Source organism: Flavobacterium sp. ASW18X (genome assembly GCF_005144745.1).
In the GTDB taxonomy this organism is placed as follows: domain Bacteria; phylum Bacteroidota; class Bacteroidia; order Flavobacteriales; family Flavobacteriaceae; genus Croceivirga.
In genome coordinates this window covers 16473-32357 of sequence record NZ_SWKK01000016.1, presented here as the reverse complement: position 1 = coordinate 32357, position 15885 = coordinate 16473, and the positions used below count along the sequence as shown (strand labels likewise).

At 36.6% G+C, this 15885-nt stretch carries 12 protein-coding genes; 10 read left to right on the top strand and 2 right to left on the bottom strand.

Translation table 11 applies throughout. From position 1 onward, the window contains the following. Window positions 1-4: 4 nt before the first annotated feature. Window positions 5-1465 carry a tRNA (N6-isopentenyl adenosine(37)-C2)-methylthiotransferase MiaB gene (gene miaB, locus FBT53_RS11830; protein ID WP_136951402.1) on the bottom strand — a complete coding sequence of 487 codons (1461 nt, stop codon included), beginning with the start codon at window positions 1463-1465 and terminating at the stop codon, window positions 5-7. Between the two features lie 131 nt (window positions 1466-1596). On the opposite strand from miaB, the gene FBT53_RS11825 reads away from it, so the two are divergent. The 9 genes from FBT53_RS11825 (at window position 1597) to FBT53_RS11785 (ending at window position 13437) form a co-directional block, all read left to right on the top strand. Continuing rightward, the gene (locus FBT53_RS11825) at window positions 1597-2352 is read left to right on the top strand and encodes a hypothetical protein (RefSeq protein WP_136951401.1); all 756 of its coding nucleotides are present in this window, start codon (window positions 1597-1599) and stop codon (window positions 2350-2352) included. A gap of 125 nt (window positions 2353-2477) precedes the next feature. Further along, a complete protein-coding gene (locus FBT53_RS11820; protein WP_136951400.1) occupies window positions 2478-3707 on the top strand; it encodes an LVIVD repeat-containing protein in 1230 nt (409 codons plus the stop codon). 122 nt (window positions 3708-3829) lie between these two features. After that, complete coding sequence (gene topA, locus FBT53_RS11815) at window positions 3830-6313, top strand: type I DNA topoisomerase (protein ID WP_136951399.1); 2484 nt, start codon at window positions 3830-3832, stop codon at window positions 6311-6313. A 33-nt stretch (window positions 6314-6346) separates the two neighbouring features. Then, on the top strand, window positions 6347-7504 hold the full coding sequence (locus tag FBT53_RS11810) for a formimidoylglutamase (protein WP_136951398.1): 1158 nt from the start codon (window positions 6347-6349) through the stop codon (window positions 7502-7504). 122 nt (window positions 7505-7626) lie between these two features. After that, a complete protein-coding gene (gene gldK / locus FBT53_RS11805; protein WP_136951397.1) occupies window positions 7627-9000 on the top strand; it encodes a gliding motility lipoprotein GldK in 1374 nt (457 codons plus the stop codon). 79 nt (window positions 9001-9079) lie between these two features. Then, complete coding sequence (gldL, locus tag FBT53_RS11800; RefSeq protein ID WP_136951396.1) at window positions 9080-9733, top strand: gliding motility protein GldL; 654 nt, start codon at window positions 9080-9082, stop codon at window positions 9731-9733. Window positions 9734-9789: 56 nt separating this feature from the next. After that, entirely contained in the window at window positions 9790-11358 is a 1569-nt protein-coding gene (gldM, locus tag FBT53_RS11795; protein WP_136951395.1) for a gliding motility protein GldM, read from the top strand. Window positions 11359-11371: 13 nt separating this feature from the next. Then, window positions 11372-12277: a gliding motility protein GldN gene (gldN, locus tag FBT53_RS11790; RefSeq protein WP_136951394.1), complete on the top strand. Its 906-nt coding sequence runs from the start codon at window positions 11372-11374 to the stop codon at window positions 12275-12277. Between the two features lie 101 nt (window positions 12278-12378). Continuing rightward, window positions 12379-13437: an FAD-binding oxidoreductase gene (locus FBT53_RS11785; RefSeq protein WP_136951393.1), complete on the top strand. Its 1059-nt coding sequence runs from the start codon at window positions 12379-12381 to the stop codon at window positions 13435-13437. On the opposite strand, the gene FBT53_RS11780 is transcribed toward FBT53_RS11785, so the two are convergent. Further along, window positions 13434-13844: a DUF983 domain-containing protein gene (locus FBT53_RS11780; protein WP_136951392.1), complete on the bottom strand. Its 411-nt coding sequence runs from the start codon at window positions 13842-13844 to the stop codon at window positions 13434-13436. The two genes, FBT53_RS11785 and FBT53_RS11780, sit on opposite strands and share 4 nt — an antisense overlap. A gap of 65 nt (window positions 13845-13909) precedes the next feature. On the opposite strand from FBT53_RS11780, the gene FBT53_RS11775 reads away from it, so the two are divergent. Then, window positions 13910-15814 carry an ABC-F family ATP-binding cassette domain-containing protein gene (locus FBT53_RS11775; protein WP_136951391.1) on the top strand — a complete coding sequence of 635 codons (1905 nt, stop codon included), beginning with the start codon at window positions 13910-13912 and terminating at the stop codon, window positions 15812-15814. The last annotated feature ends 71 nt before the right edge of the window (window positions 15815-15885 follow it).

The following is a 15885-nucleotide window of genomic DNA, read 5'->3' as shown; positions in this document are numbered from 1 at the left end:
TAGCTTAATTGTTTTTAGAAAGTGAAACTGCTTCTCCTATTAATGTAGCAGAAGTACAGTCGTTAATTTTTACATTTACAAATTGCCCAACTTTGTAGTCCTCTTTAGGGAATACAACAACGGTGTTTTGAGAGTTTCTACCCATCCAATGCGCATCAGATTTTTTAGAGGTTCCTTCTATTAAAACCTCTTCTGTCTTGCCAACATGTTGTTGCGTACGGTATAAAGCATGCTCTTGTTGTAAGTTGATAATTTCTGTAAGTCTGCGTTTTTTTATAGCTTCTGGAACATCATCTTCTAATTTACGAGCAGCTAAGGTTCCCGGCCTTTCGGAGTAGGCGAACATAAATCCAAAATCGTACTTTACATACTCCATTAAAGATAAAGTATCTTGGTGGTCTTCTTCGGTTTCTGTTGGGAAACCAGTAATCATATCTTGACTAATGGCGCAATCCGGAATACGGGCTTTTATATTATCTATAAGGGTAAAATATTCTTGTCTGGTATGCAGGCGATTCATTTCTTTTAGTATTCTATCGCTACCACTTTGTACAGGCAAGTGTATGTATTTGCAGATGTTGTCAAATTTAGCCATGGTGTCTATAACATCCAAGGTCATGTCTTGCGGATTAGATGTAGAAAAACGAATGCGCATTTTAGGTTGTGCAAGTGCCACCAATTCTAATAATTTCGCAAAGTTTACAGAAGTTGCTTTTTGCATATCCGTAGCCTTGTCAAAATCTTTTTTTAATCCGCCACCATACCATAGGTAACTATCTACATTTTGTCCTAGTAATGTAATTTCTTTAAAACCTCTGTCCCATAAATCATTGACTTCATCTATGATAGATTGTGGGTCACGACTACGTTCCCTACCTCTAGTAAAGGGCACAACACAAAAGGTACACATATTATCACAGCCACGGGTAATGGAGACAAAAGCGCTAACCCCGTTAGAATTTAGACGTACGGGGGCAACATCACCATACGTTTCGTCTTTAGATAGAATGACGTTAACTGCGTTTCTACCTTCGTCTATTTCTTTAATTAGGTTTGGTAAATCTTTGTAGGCATCTGGGCCTACAACCATATCTACCATTTTTTCCTCTTCTAAGAATTTACTTTTAAGACGTTCTGCCATACAACCCAATACGCCAACTTTCATCCCAGGGTTGGTGCGTTTTACAGCATTGTATTTTTCTAAACGTTTTCTAACAGTTTGTTCTGCCTTTTCTCTAATAGAACAGGTATTTACCAAAACCAAATCGGCCTCCTCTAACTTTTGGGTGGTGTTAAAGCCTTCTTTAGCCAATATGGACGCAACAATTTCACTATCCGAAAAATTCATTTGACAGCCGTAGCTTTCAATGTATAATTTACGGGTGTTTTTGCTGTTGTTTTCTAGTGATAGGGCAGTGCCCTGTACTTTTTCGTCTATAATTTTTTCCGTGTCGTTTTGCATCATCCTTACCTTTCTGCGGGGGGCAAAGATACTATTTTTAGTAAACGATAATGACAAATTGGCAGTTAAATTAAGACGATTTTAAATAATTGCACGTTATATCCTAAATTTAGAACAACCAAAATCAATATTTTATGAAAATAGACCAACTAAAGTCTAGAATTGAATCCAGTGTTAATCTGGATTTCGGTGGAATTTTTAGTGAATCCATCGAGCTATTTAAAAAAGTGTGGGTGCAAGGATTAGTGACCTTTCTAATTATGATGGCTTGCATTATGCCTTTTTATCTTATTATTTACATACCAATGTTTGCTGCAGGCTTTAATGACCCTCAGTCTTTTGAATCTGACCAGCCACCAGTGTGGTTTGCTGTGTTGATGATTGTATTCATGCCTATTTTTTTATTGGCAGTAATGACCATTAGTAATGGCCTAATGGCTGCTTTTTATCGAATCTGTAAGCTAAAAGATAAGGAGGAGATGGGCAAGGATGATTATTTTAGGTTTTTAAAAGGAGAAAATTTAAAAAAGTCTTTTGTTCTTGGGTTATACGCAACAGGCCTTACTTTTTTAGGTATGCTTGCTTGTGGTATAGGGGTAATCTACGTTATGGTCCCTGTTTCTTTGTTTCCTGTGTTTTTAGCATTTAGACAAGATTTGACTGCTGCAGAGATAGTGAAAGCGAGCTTCGCTTTAGGAAATAAAAATTGGCTAGTGATATTTGGGTTGCTGTTAGTCTGTGGTTTTTTAGCTAATCTAGGTGTTATTGCCTGTTACATAGGATTGTTTTTTACTGCTATGTTTGGCAAAATACCATTGTATTTTGTGTATAAAAATAGCCTTGGTTTTGATGCGGATGAGCAACATGAACAACCAATTTTAGAAGCATAAATTAGTAATTTATTTACAGTAAAGTTGCGTAATAACAACATGTTAAAGTGTTAGTTGTTACGCAACTTTTTATTTGGGCTTCATCTATAAATTGTATTCAACTAACAATCAATAAAACAACAATCATGAAAAAGAACCTTTTTATAGTAGTCCTTTCTATTTTAGTGTGTACGCTAAGCTGTACGGATGATAATGATGCTTCTTATGCAGAAGTTGTAGTGGCAAAACCTTTGGTAATTAGCAAAACAGAATTTGTAAATAGTATAGCTGTTCTTCCGCCGCAGGCGATTGATGAGTCTGGTAAAATGTATGCTTATAAGGAATACATTTTTGTGAATGATAAATACAAAGGCATACATGTTATAGATAACAGTAATCCATCTAACCCAAATAAAATAGGCTTTATAAAAATTGCAGGCAATGTGGATATATCTATTAAGGATGATGTATTGTACGCAGATAGTTTAATGGATTTATTGGTTTTTGATATTACAGATATACATAACATTAAACAGTTGAAACGATTAGAAAACGTATTGCAAGATAATGTAGTTTGGCCTGCTGCAGATGTATTTGAATTTGATGGCGTAGATTATGAAAACGAGATTTTGGTAGGTTGGGAAACTGTGGTGGAACGCCGGAAAATAGCAGAGGTGAATACGGTAGATTTTGCTTTGGAAAATGCTAGCGACGGCGCAAGAAGTACAGGTCAAGGTGGCTCTCTGGCTCGGTTTAAAATTGTGTCAGATTATCTGTATGCAGTAGACAATCATAATATCAATATTTTTGATATTTCCAATTTAGACGCTCCAGAAGTTTTAGATAAAGTATACGCTGGTTTTGATATTGAGACCATTTTTAATAAAGGGGAGTACTTGTTTTTAGGAAGTATGCGCGGTATGTACATCTATAATATTGGCAATCCAGAACAGCCTACCTTGGTGAGTGAATTTGAGCATGGAAAGGCTTGTGATCCTGTGGTTGTAGATGATAATTATGCCTATGTAACGCTGCGGGGAGGTAATACCTGTGGTGCTACAGAGAGTGGTTTGTTTATTATTGATATCAGTAATATGGAGCAACCAGAATTAAAAGTGATGTATCCCATGGATGAGCCTTACGGACTCGGAATTAAAGATGATAAGCTTTTTGTGTGCGATGGCGCTTCTGGATTAAAAGTGTACGATAAGCGTAATGTTCCGGACTTGCCGCAGCTAAACCATTTTAAGGATGTTGTTACGTTTGATGTTATTCCGTTAGAAGACCATTTATTAATGGTAGGAGATGGTGTGCTATATCAATATAAATATTTAGATGCTTCCATAGCGTTGCTTAGCACGTTTCAACTTAACTAATTACAAGGTGAATTTGGTGTGTAAATATCCCGCAATTAGCGGGATATTTATGTATTGGTATGCTTTTGAGTTAAGTCAAATAAAAAAATTCATATACTTTTGTTTTCAACAAACCGCAGCTAATGCCAAAGAATCTAGTTATCGTGGAGTCGCCTGCTAAGGCAAAGACCATAGAAAAGTTTTTAGGAAAAGATTATCAAGTAGAGTCCAGCTTTGGACACATTGCCGATTTACCGTCAAAAGAATTGGGGGTAGACGTGGATAAAGACTTTACGCCTAAGTATGTGGTGGATAAGGATAAAAAAGCCCTGGTTAAGAAATTAAAAGATTTAGCTAAAAAAGCAGAGATAATCTGGCTTGCGAGTGATGAAGACCGTGAGGGAGAGGCTATATCTTGGCATTTGGCAGAAGAATTAGGTTTGGAGCAGAAAAAGACAAAAAGAATTGTTTTTAATTCCATTACTAAAGCTGCAATACAACGAGCTATCAAAAACCCAAGAGAAATTAATTACAACTTGGTAAACGCACAGCAAGCGCGTAGGGTTTTAGATCGTTTGGTGGGATACCAGTTGTCTCCGGTACTTTGGAAAAAAATTAAACCGGGACTTTCTGCGGGTAGAGTACAATCTGTATCTGTGCGTTTAATTGTAGAAAGAGAAAGGGAAATAGAGGCTTTTACTCCAGAAGCATCTTTTAAAATAAAGGCAGAATTCAAAACGCTAGGCGGTGTTGCTTTTGAAGCTAAATTGAATAAAAGTTTTGCATCAGAAAAAGAAGCTCAAGCATTTTTAGATAGCAATATAGGTGCAGATTTTAAGGTGGCTAAATTAGATACTAAACCTGCTAAAAAATCACCGGCTGCTCCATTTACCACATCTACCCTTCAACAGGAAGCCTCGCGAAAGCTATACTTTTCTGTGGGTAAAACCATGCAAGTAGCGCAACGTTTATATGAGGCGGGTCTTATCACCTACATGAGAACGGACAGCGTAAATCTTTCTAAAGAAGCACTGGATGCTGCAAAAGATGCTATTGTATCTAACTATGGTGAAAAATATAGTGAAGTTCGTAATTACACAGGTAAGTCTAAAGGGGCGCAAGAAGCACATGAGGCGATAAGACCTACAGATATGAAATTGCAAGCTCCTTCTTTAGAAAGAGACCAAGCTAGATTATATGAGTTAATCTGGAAACGTACCTTGGCTTCTCAAATGAGTGATGCGCAATTAGAGCGTACTAATGTTAAAATCAGCGCAAGTACTCACCAAGAAGAATTTACAGCCAATGGTGAGGTAGTTAAATTTGATGGTTTTTTAAAAGTCTATTTAGAAGGGGTAGATGAAGAAGATTTAGCAGAAGAACAAGAAGGGATGCTACCAGCTATGAAGGTGGGTGATGCTCTAAATAATAATTACATCTCTGCTACAGAAAGATTTACTAGACCACCATATAGGTATACAGAGGCTTCTTTGGTAAAGAAATTGGAACAATTGGGTATCGGTAGGCCTTCTACATATGCTCCTACAATTTCTACCATACAAAACAGGGGTTATGTAGAAAAAGGAGCTATAGAAGGTATGGAGCGTAATTACACCCAATTGGTTTTAGAAGGTGGTAAGATAGACGCTAAAACACTGACAGAAACTGTAGGGTCTGATAAAGGAAAAATGGTGCCAACAGATATTGGTATGATTGTAAATGATTTCCTAGTTACCAATTTTTCTAAAATTTTAGATTACAATTTTACGGCACAATTAGAAGAGGACTTTGATGAAATAGCGGCAGGAGAGGAAGATTGGAAAAAAGTAATGAAAGATTTTTATGCTGATTTTCATCCAACTGTAGAAGATGTAGAAGAAAATGCAGAACGTGCTAGTGGGGAACGCATATTAGGTACCGACCCAGAATCTGGCAGGCAAGTATCTGTAAGGTTGGGTAGGTTTGGGCCAATGGTCCAGATTGGTACATCAGAAGAAGAAGAAAAGCCACAATTTGCAAGTCTACTGCCAGAACAATCTTTGACAACAATAACTTTTGAAGAAGCCATGGAGCTGTTTCAATTGCCTAAAAAATTGGGTGTTTATGAGGGGGAAGAAGTAGAAGCCAATGTTGGGAGGTACGGTCCGTATGTAAAATTTGGGAAAAAATTCATCTCTTTAGATAAAGGGGAAAGCGCTTTTGATGTAGATATGGATAGGGCGGTAGAATTAATTAAGGCAAAGCAAAAGGCAGATGCCCCTATTGCTACGTATAAGGGTACTGATGTAACCAAGGGCGTAGGTAGATTTGGACCATTTATAAAATGGGACGGCATGTTTATTAACGTGAATAAGAAATACGACTTTGATAATCTTAGCCAAGCAGATATAGAAGAATTGATTGAGGCTAAAATCCAAAAGGAAAAAGATAAGTTAATCCAAGAGTGGCCAGAAGAGGGTATACGTATAGAAAAGGCACGCTGGGGCAGGCACAATATTATAAAAGGTAAAATTAAGGTAGAGCTGAGTAAAGATGTAGATGCTACTAAAATTGCCTTAGATGAAGCCAAAGCCTTAATAGAGCAAAAAACACCTAAGAAGAAAACAAGAGCAAAAAGCAAAAAATAGCAAACCAAAATCCTTTAAAACTAGAAGAAATATATGGCGTTCGACTTTTTAGTGCCCGTAAGTGAAAAAGTGTTGGCCTTTTCAGAATTCTTACCTCCCCAAGCACTAGGAATGAATATTCACAAGCATACCGAAAAAAAAGGTATGCCAGTATTTGCAAACGCTACGGTGGCTCTATTTGGTGTTCTAGAATCTAGAAATGCATTTGAGAAAAAGACAGCCAAGTTAGATACAGACGGCCTACGTTTAGAGCTATACAGGTTAATGATGGGGAATTGGAATGGTACTATAATAGATATAGGAGACATTCATGAAGGAGCTTCTGTAGAAGACACTTATTTTGTAGTTAAAGAAATAACAGCAGGTCTGTTAGAAGAAAACATTATACCCATAGTTTTAGGGGCTACACAAGATTTAACCTTTCCTATTTATCGTTCTTTTGATGGTATAAAGGATATGGTCAATATTGTTAATGTAGATGCTAAGTTTGATTTTGGTATGGATGATGAATTAATCTCTTCAGAGTCTTACATGAGTCGTATCATTACAGATAAACCAAATAATTTATTCAATTTTAGCAATCTAGGATACCAATCGTATTTTAATGCACAAGAAGAGATGGACCTTATGGACCGCCTGTTTTTTGATGCATACAGGTTAGGAGAACTTATTGGGGATATCAAGTTAGTAGAGCCAGTAATGCGTAATGCACATTTGGTGAGTATAGATATGAGGGCGGTTATGGCATCTACAATGGGGGTAACCACTAATTTTTCTCCAAACGGATTTGATGGTAGAGAAATCTGTGCCATAGCAAGGTATGCGGGGATGAGCGATAAAATATGTGCTTTTGGTATTTATGAAATGGAGAATGCCGTACTCTCTCATAAATTAATTGCACAAATAATATGGTACTTTATAGAGGGTTTAAATTACCGCATTTTAGAAGAGCCAACTTCTGATAGTGAAGATTTTACAAAATTTACCGTACCCACAGATGCGGATGAAATGGTATTCTTTAAAAGCCATGTAACAGAAAGATGGTGGGTAGAGGTGCCATCTGTTATGATTCCACATAATAAATCAAAATCCGTTGCGTTATTACCTTGCACTCAACAGGACTATTTAGATGCTTGCAATCAAAATATCCCAGAGAGATGGCTAAAAGCCTATAAGAAAGGTTTAAACTGAACATTAAAATTTTTTGACACTTAAATTGTATTTGTACAATAAAATATTCAAAATCAAGTTTTGAGAGTATGAAATTGTGTTATGCAGTTTATAAATCTTAAATCGAAAATTTAACCTAAAGTATGAGAAAGCTATTGTTATCATCTCTAGCATTTGTGTTTTTACTCGGAAGTTGCGGGTCAAAATCAAATTCAAAAGGTGAATTAGTTGGAGTTAAAGGGAAGAAATGGTATCCCGAGAAGCCTTACGGTATGGAATTGATACCACGAGGTTCCTTTATCATGGGTAAGGCAGATGAGGATCAAGCTAAAGTTCTCAATGCACCAACCAGAACGGTTACCGTTAGGTCCTTCTATATGGATGATACAGAGATTACGAATAGTGAATATCGTCAGTTCGTAGAGTGGGTAAAGGATTCTGTTGCTAGAACCAAAATGGCCATCTTAGCAGATGAGTTAGGTTTGGGACCAGATGATGATGGTACTATTGGGGAGTATGCTTTTAAAAGTGCCGATACTTCAAAGCTTTCTGTATGGGAAAAATATAAAATAGACAACTTTATTGGGGGTGATGGTTATGAAGGCTATGCGCTTAATAAAGATGTTGATCTTATTTGGGATACTAATGATTATCCAGATGAGTACTATGCAGAAATTATGGATACCTTGTATTTAGATGATGAGGAAACCTATAATGGACAGCGTACTATTGATGTAAAACAATTAAAGTACAAGTATAACTGGATGGATATTGAAGCAGCTGCTAGAGCAAAAACTGGTAAGCGTAGTGATTTCATTAAAAAGGAAGAACTAGAGATATATCCGGATACAACGGTTTGGATTAGAGATTTTGAGTACTCTTACAACGAACCAATGCATAACGACTATTTTTGGCATGATGCGTATAGCGACTACCCTGTAGTTGGTGTAAATTGGCAACAAGCCAAAGCGTTCTGTCACTGGAGAACCAAGTTCAAGAACGATGATCAGAAAAGCAGAGGAAAGCAATTTGTAAATCAATTTAGATTGCCTACAGAAGCAGAATGGGAATATGCTGCTAGAGGAGGCATTGAAGGAGGTACTTATCCTTGGGGTGGTCCTTATGTAATTAGTGATACAGGATGCTTTATGGCAAACTTTAAACCACAGCGTGGAGATTATGCAGCGGATGCCGCGTTATACACAGTAGAAGCGCAGTCTTACGAACCTAACGATTATAATCTTTACAATATGGCTGGTAACGTGTCTGAATGGACCAACTCTAGCTACGACCCAGGAGCATACGAGTATGTTTCTACAATGAACCCAAATGCAGGTTCTGGCCAAAACAAGCGTAAAGTTATCCGTGGTGGTTCATGGAAAGATGTTGCATACTTCTTACAAGTAAGCACTAGAGATTACGAATATCAAGATTCTGCTCGTAGCTATATCGGCTTTAGAACGGTACAAGACTACATGGGAGAAGAAGATTCAACAAAAGGTAATAACGGACTATAAACAAGAAATAGCTTACGAGAACACTGAATTAAACTTGTAACCAAATTCTTTATTTATATAACTTAATTTAATTATCATTATGGCACAGTCAAAATCAACAAAAAAACTGTTTAACATGGCCTACGGGCTTGGAGCATCAGTAGTAATTATTGGTGCACTTTTTAAGATACTTCACTGGGAGTTCGGTCCTTTAACAGGGGGTTTACTTTTAGCTATTGGTCTTATTACAGAAGCATTAATTTTTGCAATTGCAGCTTTTGAACCTGTAGAAGAAGAAGTAGATTGGTCTTTAGTGTACCCAGAATTAGCTGGTGGTGAGCCTAAAAAAGCACAAAAGAAAGAAGCTGCTGAGGTTAAAGAAGCAGAAGGCATCCTTTCTAAGAAATTAGATGAAATGCTTAAAGAAGCTAACATTGATTCTCAATTGTTTAGTAGCTTAGGAGAAAGCATCAAAAGTTTTGAAGGTGCAGCTAAAAATATTGCTCCTACTACAGATGCTATTCAACACACTAAAAAATACTCAGAAGAGTTATCTCAGGCAGCCACTCAAATGGAGTCTTTAAATAGTCTTTACAAAGTACAGTTAGAAAGTGCAAGTCGTCAAGCTTCTATCAACGAAGAAGTAGTACAAAATGCTGGTGCTTTAAAAGAGCAAATGCAATCTTTGGCCACTAACCTTTCTTCTTTGAATGGTGTTTATGGTGGAATGTTGTCTGCAATGTCTAAGAACTAATTAGTTTCTATTACAATAACCCCAAATTATTAATTTTTAAAACTAATTAGAAAAACATGGCAGGAGGTAAAGCAAGTCCACGTCAGAAGATGATCAACTTAATGTATTTGATCTTCATCGCGATGTTGGCACTAAACATAGGAAAAGAAGTTCTAGCAGCATTCGGTGTAATGAATGAAAAGTTTGAAGCTTCTAATATAAAAGCCAGCGATAACAATATGGCCTACTTAGAAGGTTTGGAAACCAAAGCTTCTGAAAACGAAGAGGAGTATGCTCCTTTGTATGCTAAAGCTAAGCAAGTAACAGAAATGTCTAACGAGTTCTATAGCTATATAGAAGGTCTTAAGACAGAAATGCTTGCAGGTTACGAAGACAAAAAAGATTACGAAAAAATGGATAAATCAGATTTTCTTGATCAAAAATTCTTCGGTGGTGATAAAGTAACAGAAGAAGGACAAAAGTTCTTAAACTGGGTAAACAAGTACCGTACAGATGTTAGTAAGGTGCTACCAGAAAACATGAAAGATATTAAGGAATCTGTAAATGCTCGTTTTGCTACTGGTGATGCCAATGGTAAAGTAGAAAAGAGTGACGGTACCAAAGAAGATTGGTTAAACTATCACTATGAAAGAGTACCTATGGTAGTTTCTTTAACTAAGTTAACTGCGTTGCAGTCAGACATCAAAGCTACTGAGCAAGATGTATTAAAAGGCTTGTTAGAAGGTAACCTTACAGAAGCAGTATCTTTAAAGAACTTTGCTACTTCTTTATCAGCATCTAAATCTGCTTTCTACAGTGGTGAAAAATATGATGGTAAAATCATCATCTCTAAAACAGATAAGACATCTACACCTGTACGTGCAGAGTTAACTTTAGATGGTAGAAAATTAACTGCAGATAAAGATTACAAATTAGAAGCTGGTGGTGTAAAAATGTTAATCAACGCTGGTGGCGCTGGTGATCACACTGTAGCGGGTAACCTTTACTTTATGCAAGATGGTAAAGAAATAGAAGTTCCTGTAAACAATTCGTTCGCAACTATTTCTAAGCCTAACGCTGCTGTGATTGCTGCAGATAAAATGAATGTAGTTTATCGCGGGGTTGCAAACCCAATGACAATCTCTATTCCTGGTATTCCAGATAACAAAGTAAGTGCTTCTGCACCAGGATTAAGAAAAGTTAATGGTAGTAGATACGTAATGAACCCGGGTACGGGTAGAGAAGTAACAATCAGTGCTTCTGGTGTATTGCCAGATGGTCAAAGAATTAGTACTCCAGCAACTTTCCGTATCAAAGATATTCCAAGACCTAGCGGTACCATCCGTGGAGAGGCAGGTAGCGTTAAGATGCCAAGAAGAAACTTGGAAATCTCTACTGTTAGTGCAATGTTAGAAGACTTTGATTTTGATTTAAATTTAGGCGTAAGCGGATTTAAGTTTAAAGTTCCTGGTCAACCAACGGTAGTAGTTAGCGGTAACAAATTAAATGCAAAAGCAAAATCTGCATTACAAAGAGCTAAAAGAGGTGATGCAGTACAAATTTTTGATATCAACGCTTATATTTCAAACAACAAAGGATATAAATTGAAGAAAGTTTCTCCTGTTGTTGTAGAATTGACAAACTAAAGATTTAGGTAAAATGAATTGGAAAAATGTTTTAGTAATTGCTGCGGTAGGTCTATTGCCATTATCCATGGTGGCACAAGCAAACATCCTTAATGCAAAATTGCCAGAGGAGATTGGTAAAAAGACCGATGCACAAATAGCTCAAGATAATGACAAACCTTTAGATTACGGCTATGTGGACGATAGGGATATTCTTTGGTCTAAAACCGTATGGGAGGTAATAGATTTAGATGAGCGCGTTAACTTTCCGTTGTACTATCCTACTGATACTATTGGGATAGGTTCTGATAGAAGGTCTTTATACCACGTATTGATTAAAAATATCAAGAATGGGAAACTAACAGACATCTATACGGATTCTTACTTTACAGAAAAGCTTCAAGGTCTTGGAGATTTAGAAGCAACTCTTAAAAAAGTAGATACAACAGACCTTGGTTATGAGCAATTGAACGCAGGAGAACAAATCTCAGAAGAGTTTATTAACAGAAGAGATTTAGATGCTGCAGATATTGAAGAGTACCACGTAAAAGGTATTTGGTATTTTGATAAGAGACAGGGAGAATTAAAGTACCGTTTATTAGGTATAGCTCCAGTAGCTCCAGATGTAAACTTTATAGATGATGAGTCTGTAGATCCAAACGAAAACAAGGTAGAATTGTTCTGGGTATGGTACCCAAGCGCAAGACAAATCTTGCACGAAGCTAAGGTCTTTAACAACAGAAACTCGGCGCAACCTATCACTTTTGATATGTTGCTAAACGCTAGAAGGTTTAATGGTACCATTTATAAGGAAGATAACGTACATGGAGACCGTAAAATTGACGATTACGTTTTTGATAATGCCTTGTTCCAATTACTAGAAGCGAACAGAATAAAAGAAACTATTCGCGATAGGGAGCAAGATATGTGGGCATATTAATTAGTACCCAAAAATAATTTCCAATTCAACAAGATGAGACGCCTTGGCAATTTGCCAAGGCGTTTTTTATTTTCTATAGCCTAGCGATGTATTTTTGTAATATGAAAGACGTGCTTATCATAGGCTTAGGTTTAGCGGGGATATCGCTTTGCGAAAGATTAGAAGCTAAGGGGAAAACATTTGATGTGTACACAGATACCTCTCAAAAATCTTCTTTAGTTGCTGGTGGGCTATACAATCCGGTTATTTTAAAACGATTTACCATGGCATGGCGAGCAGATGCCCAAATGGATGTAGCCATACCGTTTTATCAGCAATTACAAACTAAACTTGGCGCGCAGTTAGATTATAAGGTTAAAGTATTAAGAAGATTTACTTCTATAGAAGAACAAAACACGTGGTTTGAGGCTGCTGATAAACCCCGTTTAGCCCGTTTTTTAAATACATACTTGCACAAAAACACAAATGACGGCATAGATGCTCCCTTTGGGTATGGAGAAGTCTTAGAAACGGGTCGTGTTGCTACGGAAAAATTAGTACAGTTGTATGCAAAATACCTTGAAGGCATAAGCGCTTTGCACAAAACGACATTTCTCTATCAAGATTTACAAATGCTTAAGGATGGCGTAGCCTATCAAGGAAAAAAATATGAGAAAGTAGTTTTTGCAGAAGGTTTTGGACTTAAAAGCAATCCTTATTTTAATTATCTGCCCTTAAATGGTACAAAAGGAGAATTACTCACTGTAAAGATTCCGGGTTTAAGAGAAACGAGTGTAATTAAATCTTCTGTTTTTATTATTCCTTTAGAAGAAGATGTATACAGAATTGGAGCTACTTACAAATGGAAGGACAAAACGAATACACCAACTGATGCGGCTAAAGAGGAGTTATTAGAAAAATTGGAAAAATTTTTAAAGCTTCCTTATACAGTGGAAAAGCATGTAGCAGGGATTAGACCCACAGTAACAGATAGGAGGCCATTAGTTGGGAGACACCCTATTTATGAACAATTATATGTGTTGAATGGTTTTGGCTCAAGAGGTGTTTTAATTGCTCCAGAGGCATCAAACCAATTAGTAGACGCCATGTATGGTACTGCACAATTGCATCCAGAAATAGATATTCAAAGATTTCAAAATAAATATGTGGCTAGTACTTAATGTGCTTTTGCCGTAGTATTAGCTTCTTTTTTATCCAAACTAGGGTCGTAAGACATAAAAAAGTTAATCCAAATATTTCTAGATAAGCGCATAATCACCGGCATAAAAACTATTAGAGTACCAATAATGCTTATAAAAGTAGCTACAAGGTCTGCTCCTAAAATTAGATTGCTAATAACAAATGCAGCTACGGCAAAGGCAATTCCCACAGCATAACTAACATACATTGCCCCATAAAAAAAGGATGGTTCTATTTTATACTTAGTATTGCAGTGAGAACAACGGTCGTGCATTTTTAAAACTTGGCTTAACGCATACGGGTTTGAGTTAACATACATGCTTTGGTTTTGACATTTAGGGCAACTTCCTGTTAAAATACTGTTGATTTTAGAGCCTTTTTTTAACATTTGCATCAGTTTTAAACAAAAATACAGAATATCCAATTCTGGGTTTGTAACCTATATCACAAATTATGCTTAACATTCACAACCTTTCTGTATCCTTTGGAGGGGAATATTTATTCAATCAAATTTCATTTCGCCTAAACCCAGGAGACAAAGTTGGTTTAATTGGTAAAAATGGAGCTGGTAAATCTACCATGCTTAAACTTTTATCTAAAGAAATGCCCTTAGATGAAGGTACCATAGCATCAGACAAAGATGTTAAGATTGGTTTTCTTAAGCAAGATTTGGATTTTGAAGAAGGTCGTACGGTATTAGAAGAATCTTATCAAGCCTTTAAAGATATTAAAGACTTAGAGCTAAAGTTAGATTACATCAATAATCAACTAGCAGAACGTACGGATTATGAGAGCGAAGGATACAACCAGTTAATGATAGATCTAAATGATGTTACGCATCGTTATGAAATATTAGGAGGATATAATTACCAAGGCGATACAGAAAAAGTACTACTTGGACTTGGGTTTAAGCGCGAAGATTTTGACAAGCAAACAACAACTTTTTCTGGTGGTTGGCGTATGCGTATAGAGTTAGCTAAGCTTTTATTACAGTCTAATGATGTGTTGCTATTAGATGAGCCTACGAACCACTTGGATATTGAGTCTATTCTGTGGTTAGAGCAATTTTTAAAGGGCTATGTAGGTGCTGTGGTAATTGTCTCTCACGATAAAATGTTTTTAGACAATGTTACTAACAGAACTATAGAAATATCCTTAGGACGTATTTACGATTATAACAAGCCTTATTCTGCATACCTAGAATTACGTTCAGAAATAAAGGAACAGCAACGTGCTGCACAGAAAAACCAAGAAAGAGAAATACAACAAGCAGAACGCTTAATAGAGAAATTTAGGGCAAAGTCTAGTAAAGCATCTATGGCGCAATCGCTTATCAAAAAATTAGATAAGTTGGAGCGTATAGAGGTAGACCAAGATGATAATAGCGTGATGAACGTCCGTTTTCCTATTTCTGTGAATCCAGGAAAGGTAATTGTGGAACTGGATGAACTAGGTAAAAATTACGGGAGCAAAAAAGTACTAGAAGATGTTTCTATGTTAGTAGAGCGTGGAAGCAAAATAGCATTTGTGGGGCAAAACGGTCAAGGTAAAACTACGCTAGCTAAAATTATAGTAGGAGAGCTAGCGTATTCTGGAAATCTTAAACTGGGACATAATGTGCAGATAGGATACTTTGCTCAAAACCAAGCAGAGTATCTAGACGGCAATAAAACCATCCTAGATACCATGATAGATGCGGCTAATGAAACCAACCGTAGTAAGGTAAGAGATATTCTGGGTTCCTTTTTGTTTGGTGGTGATGATGTAGAAAAGCAGGTAAAAGTGCTTTCTGGTGGTGAACGTAACCGTTTAGCACTGGCAAAACTCTTGTTACAACCTTTTAATGTGTTGGTAATGGATGAGCCTACCAACCACTTAGATATTAAATCTAAAAACGTATTAAAACAAGCCTTAAAGCATTTTGAAGGAACCTTACTTCTAGTTTCTCATGATAGAGATTTTCTGCAAGGATTAACAGATAAGGTGTACGAATTTAAAGATGGGAATATCAAGGAATATTTAGGGGATATTGATTTTTACCTAGAACAGCGTAATGTAGAAGATTTTAGGAGTATAGAAAAAAGAAGTAAGGAAAACGTAGCAGCAACTGCACCCAAGGCACAGAACGATTACAAAGAACAAAAGCGCATAAAATCCTTAAAAAATAAATTAAGTACGCTAGAAAAGAATATTGCAAAACTAGAAAAGCAAATTGCAGACTATGACCATAACCTTTTAATGGATTATGAGGGTACCATTGCAAAGCCAGATTTTTTTGATACTTACAATGGTTGTAAGAAAAAATTAGAGGATTATATGGCAGACTGGGAAGAGGTTTCTATGCAATTAGATGGCTAACCACAGTTTTTAGCATTTTCACAACAATATGGTTTAGTTTCACAACAATCCGGGGTGCGTTTAACGATTTA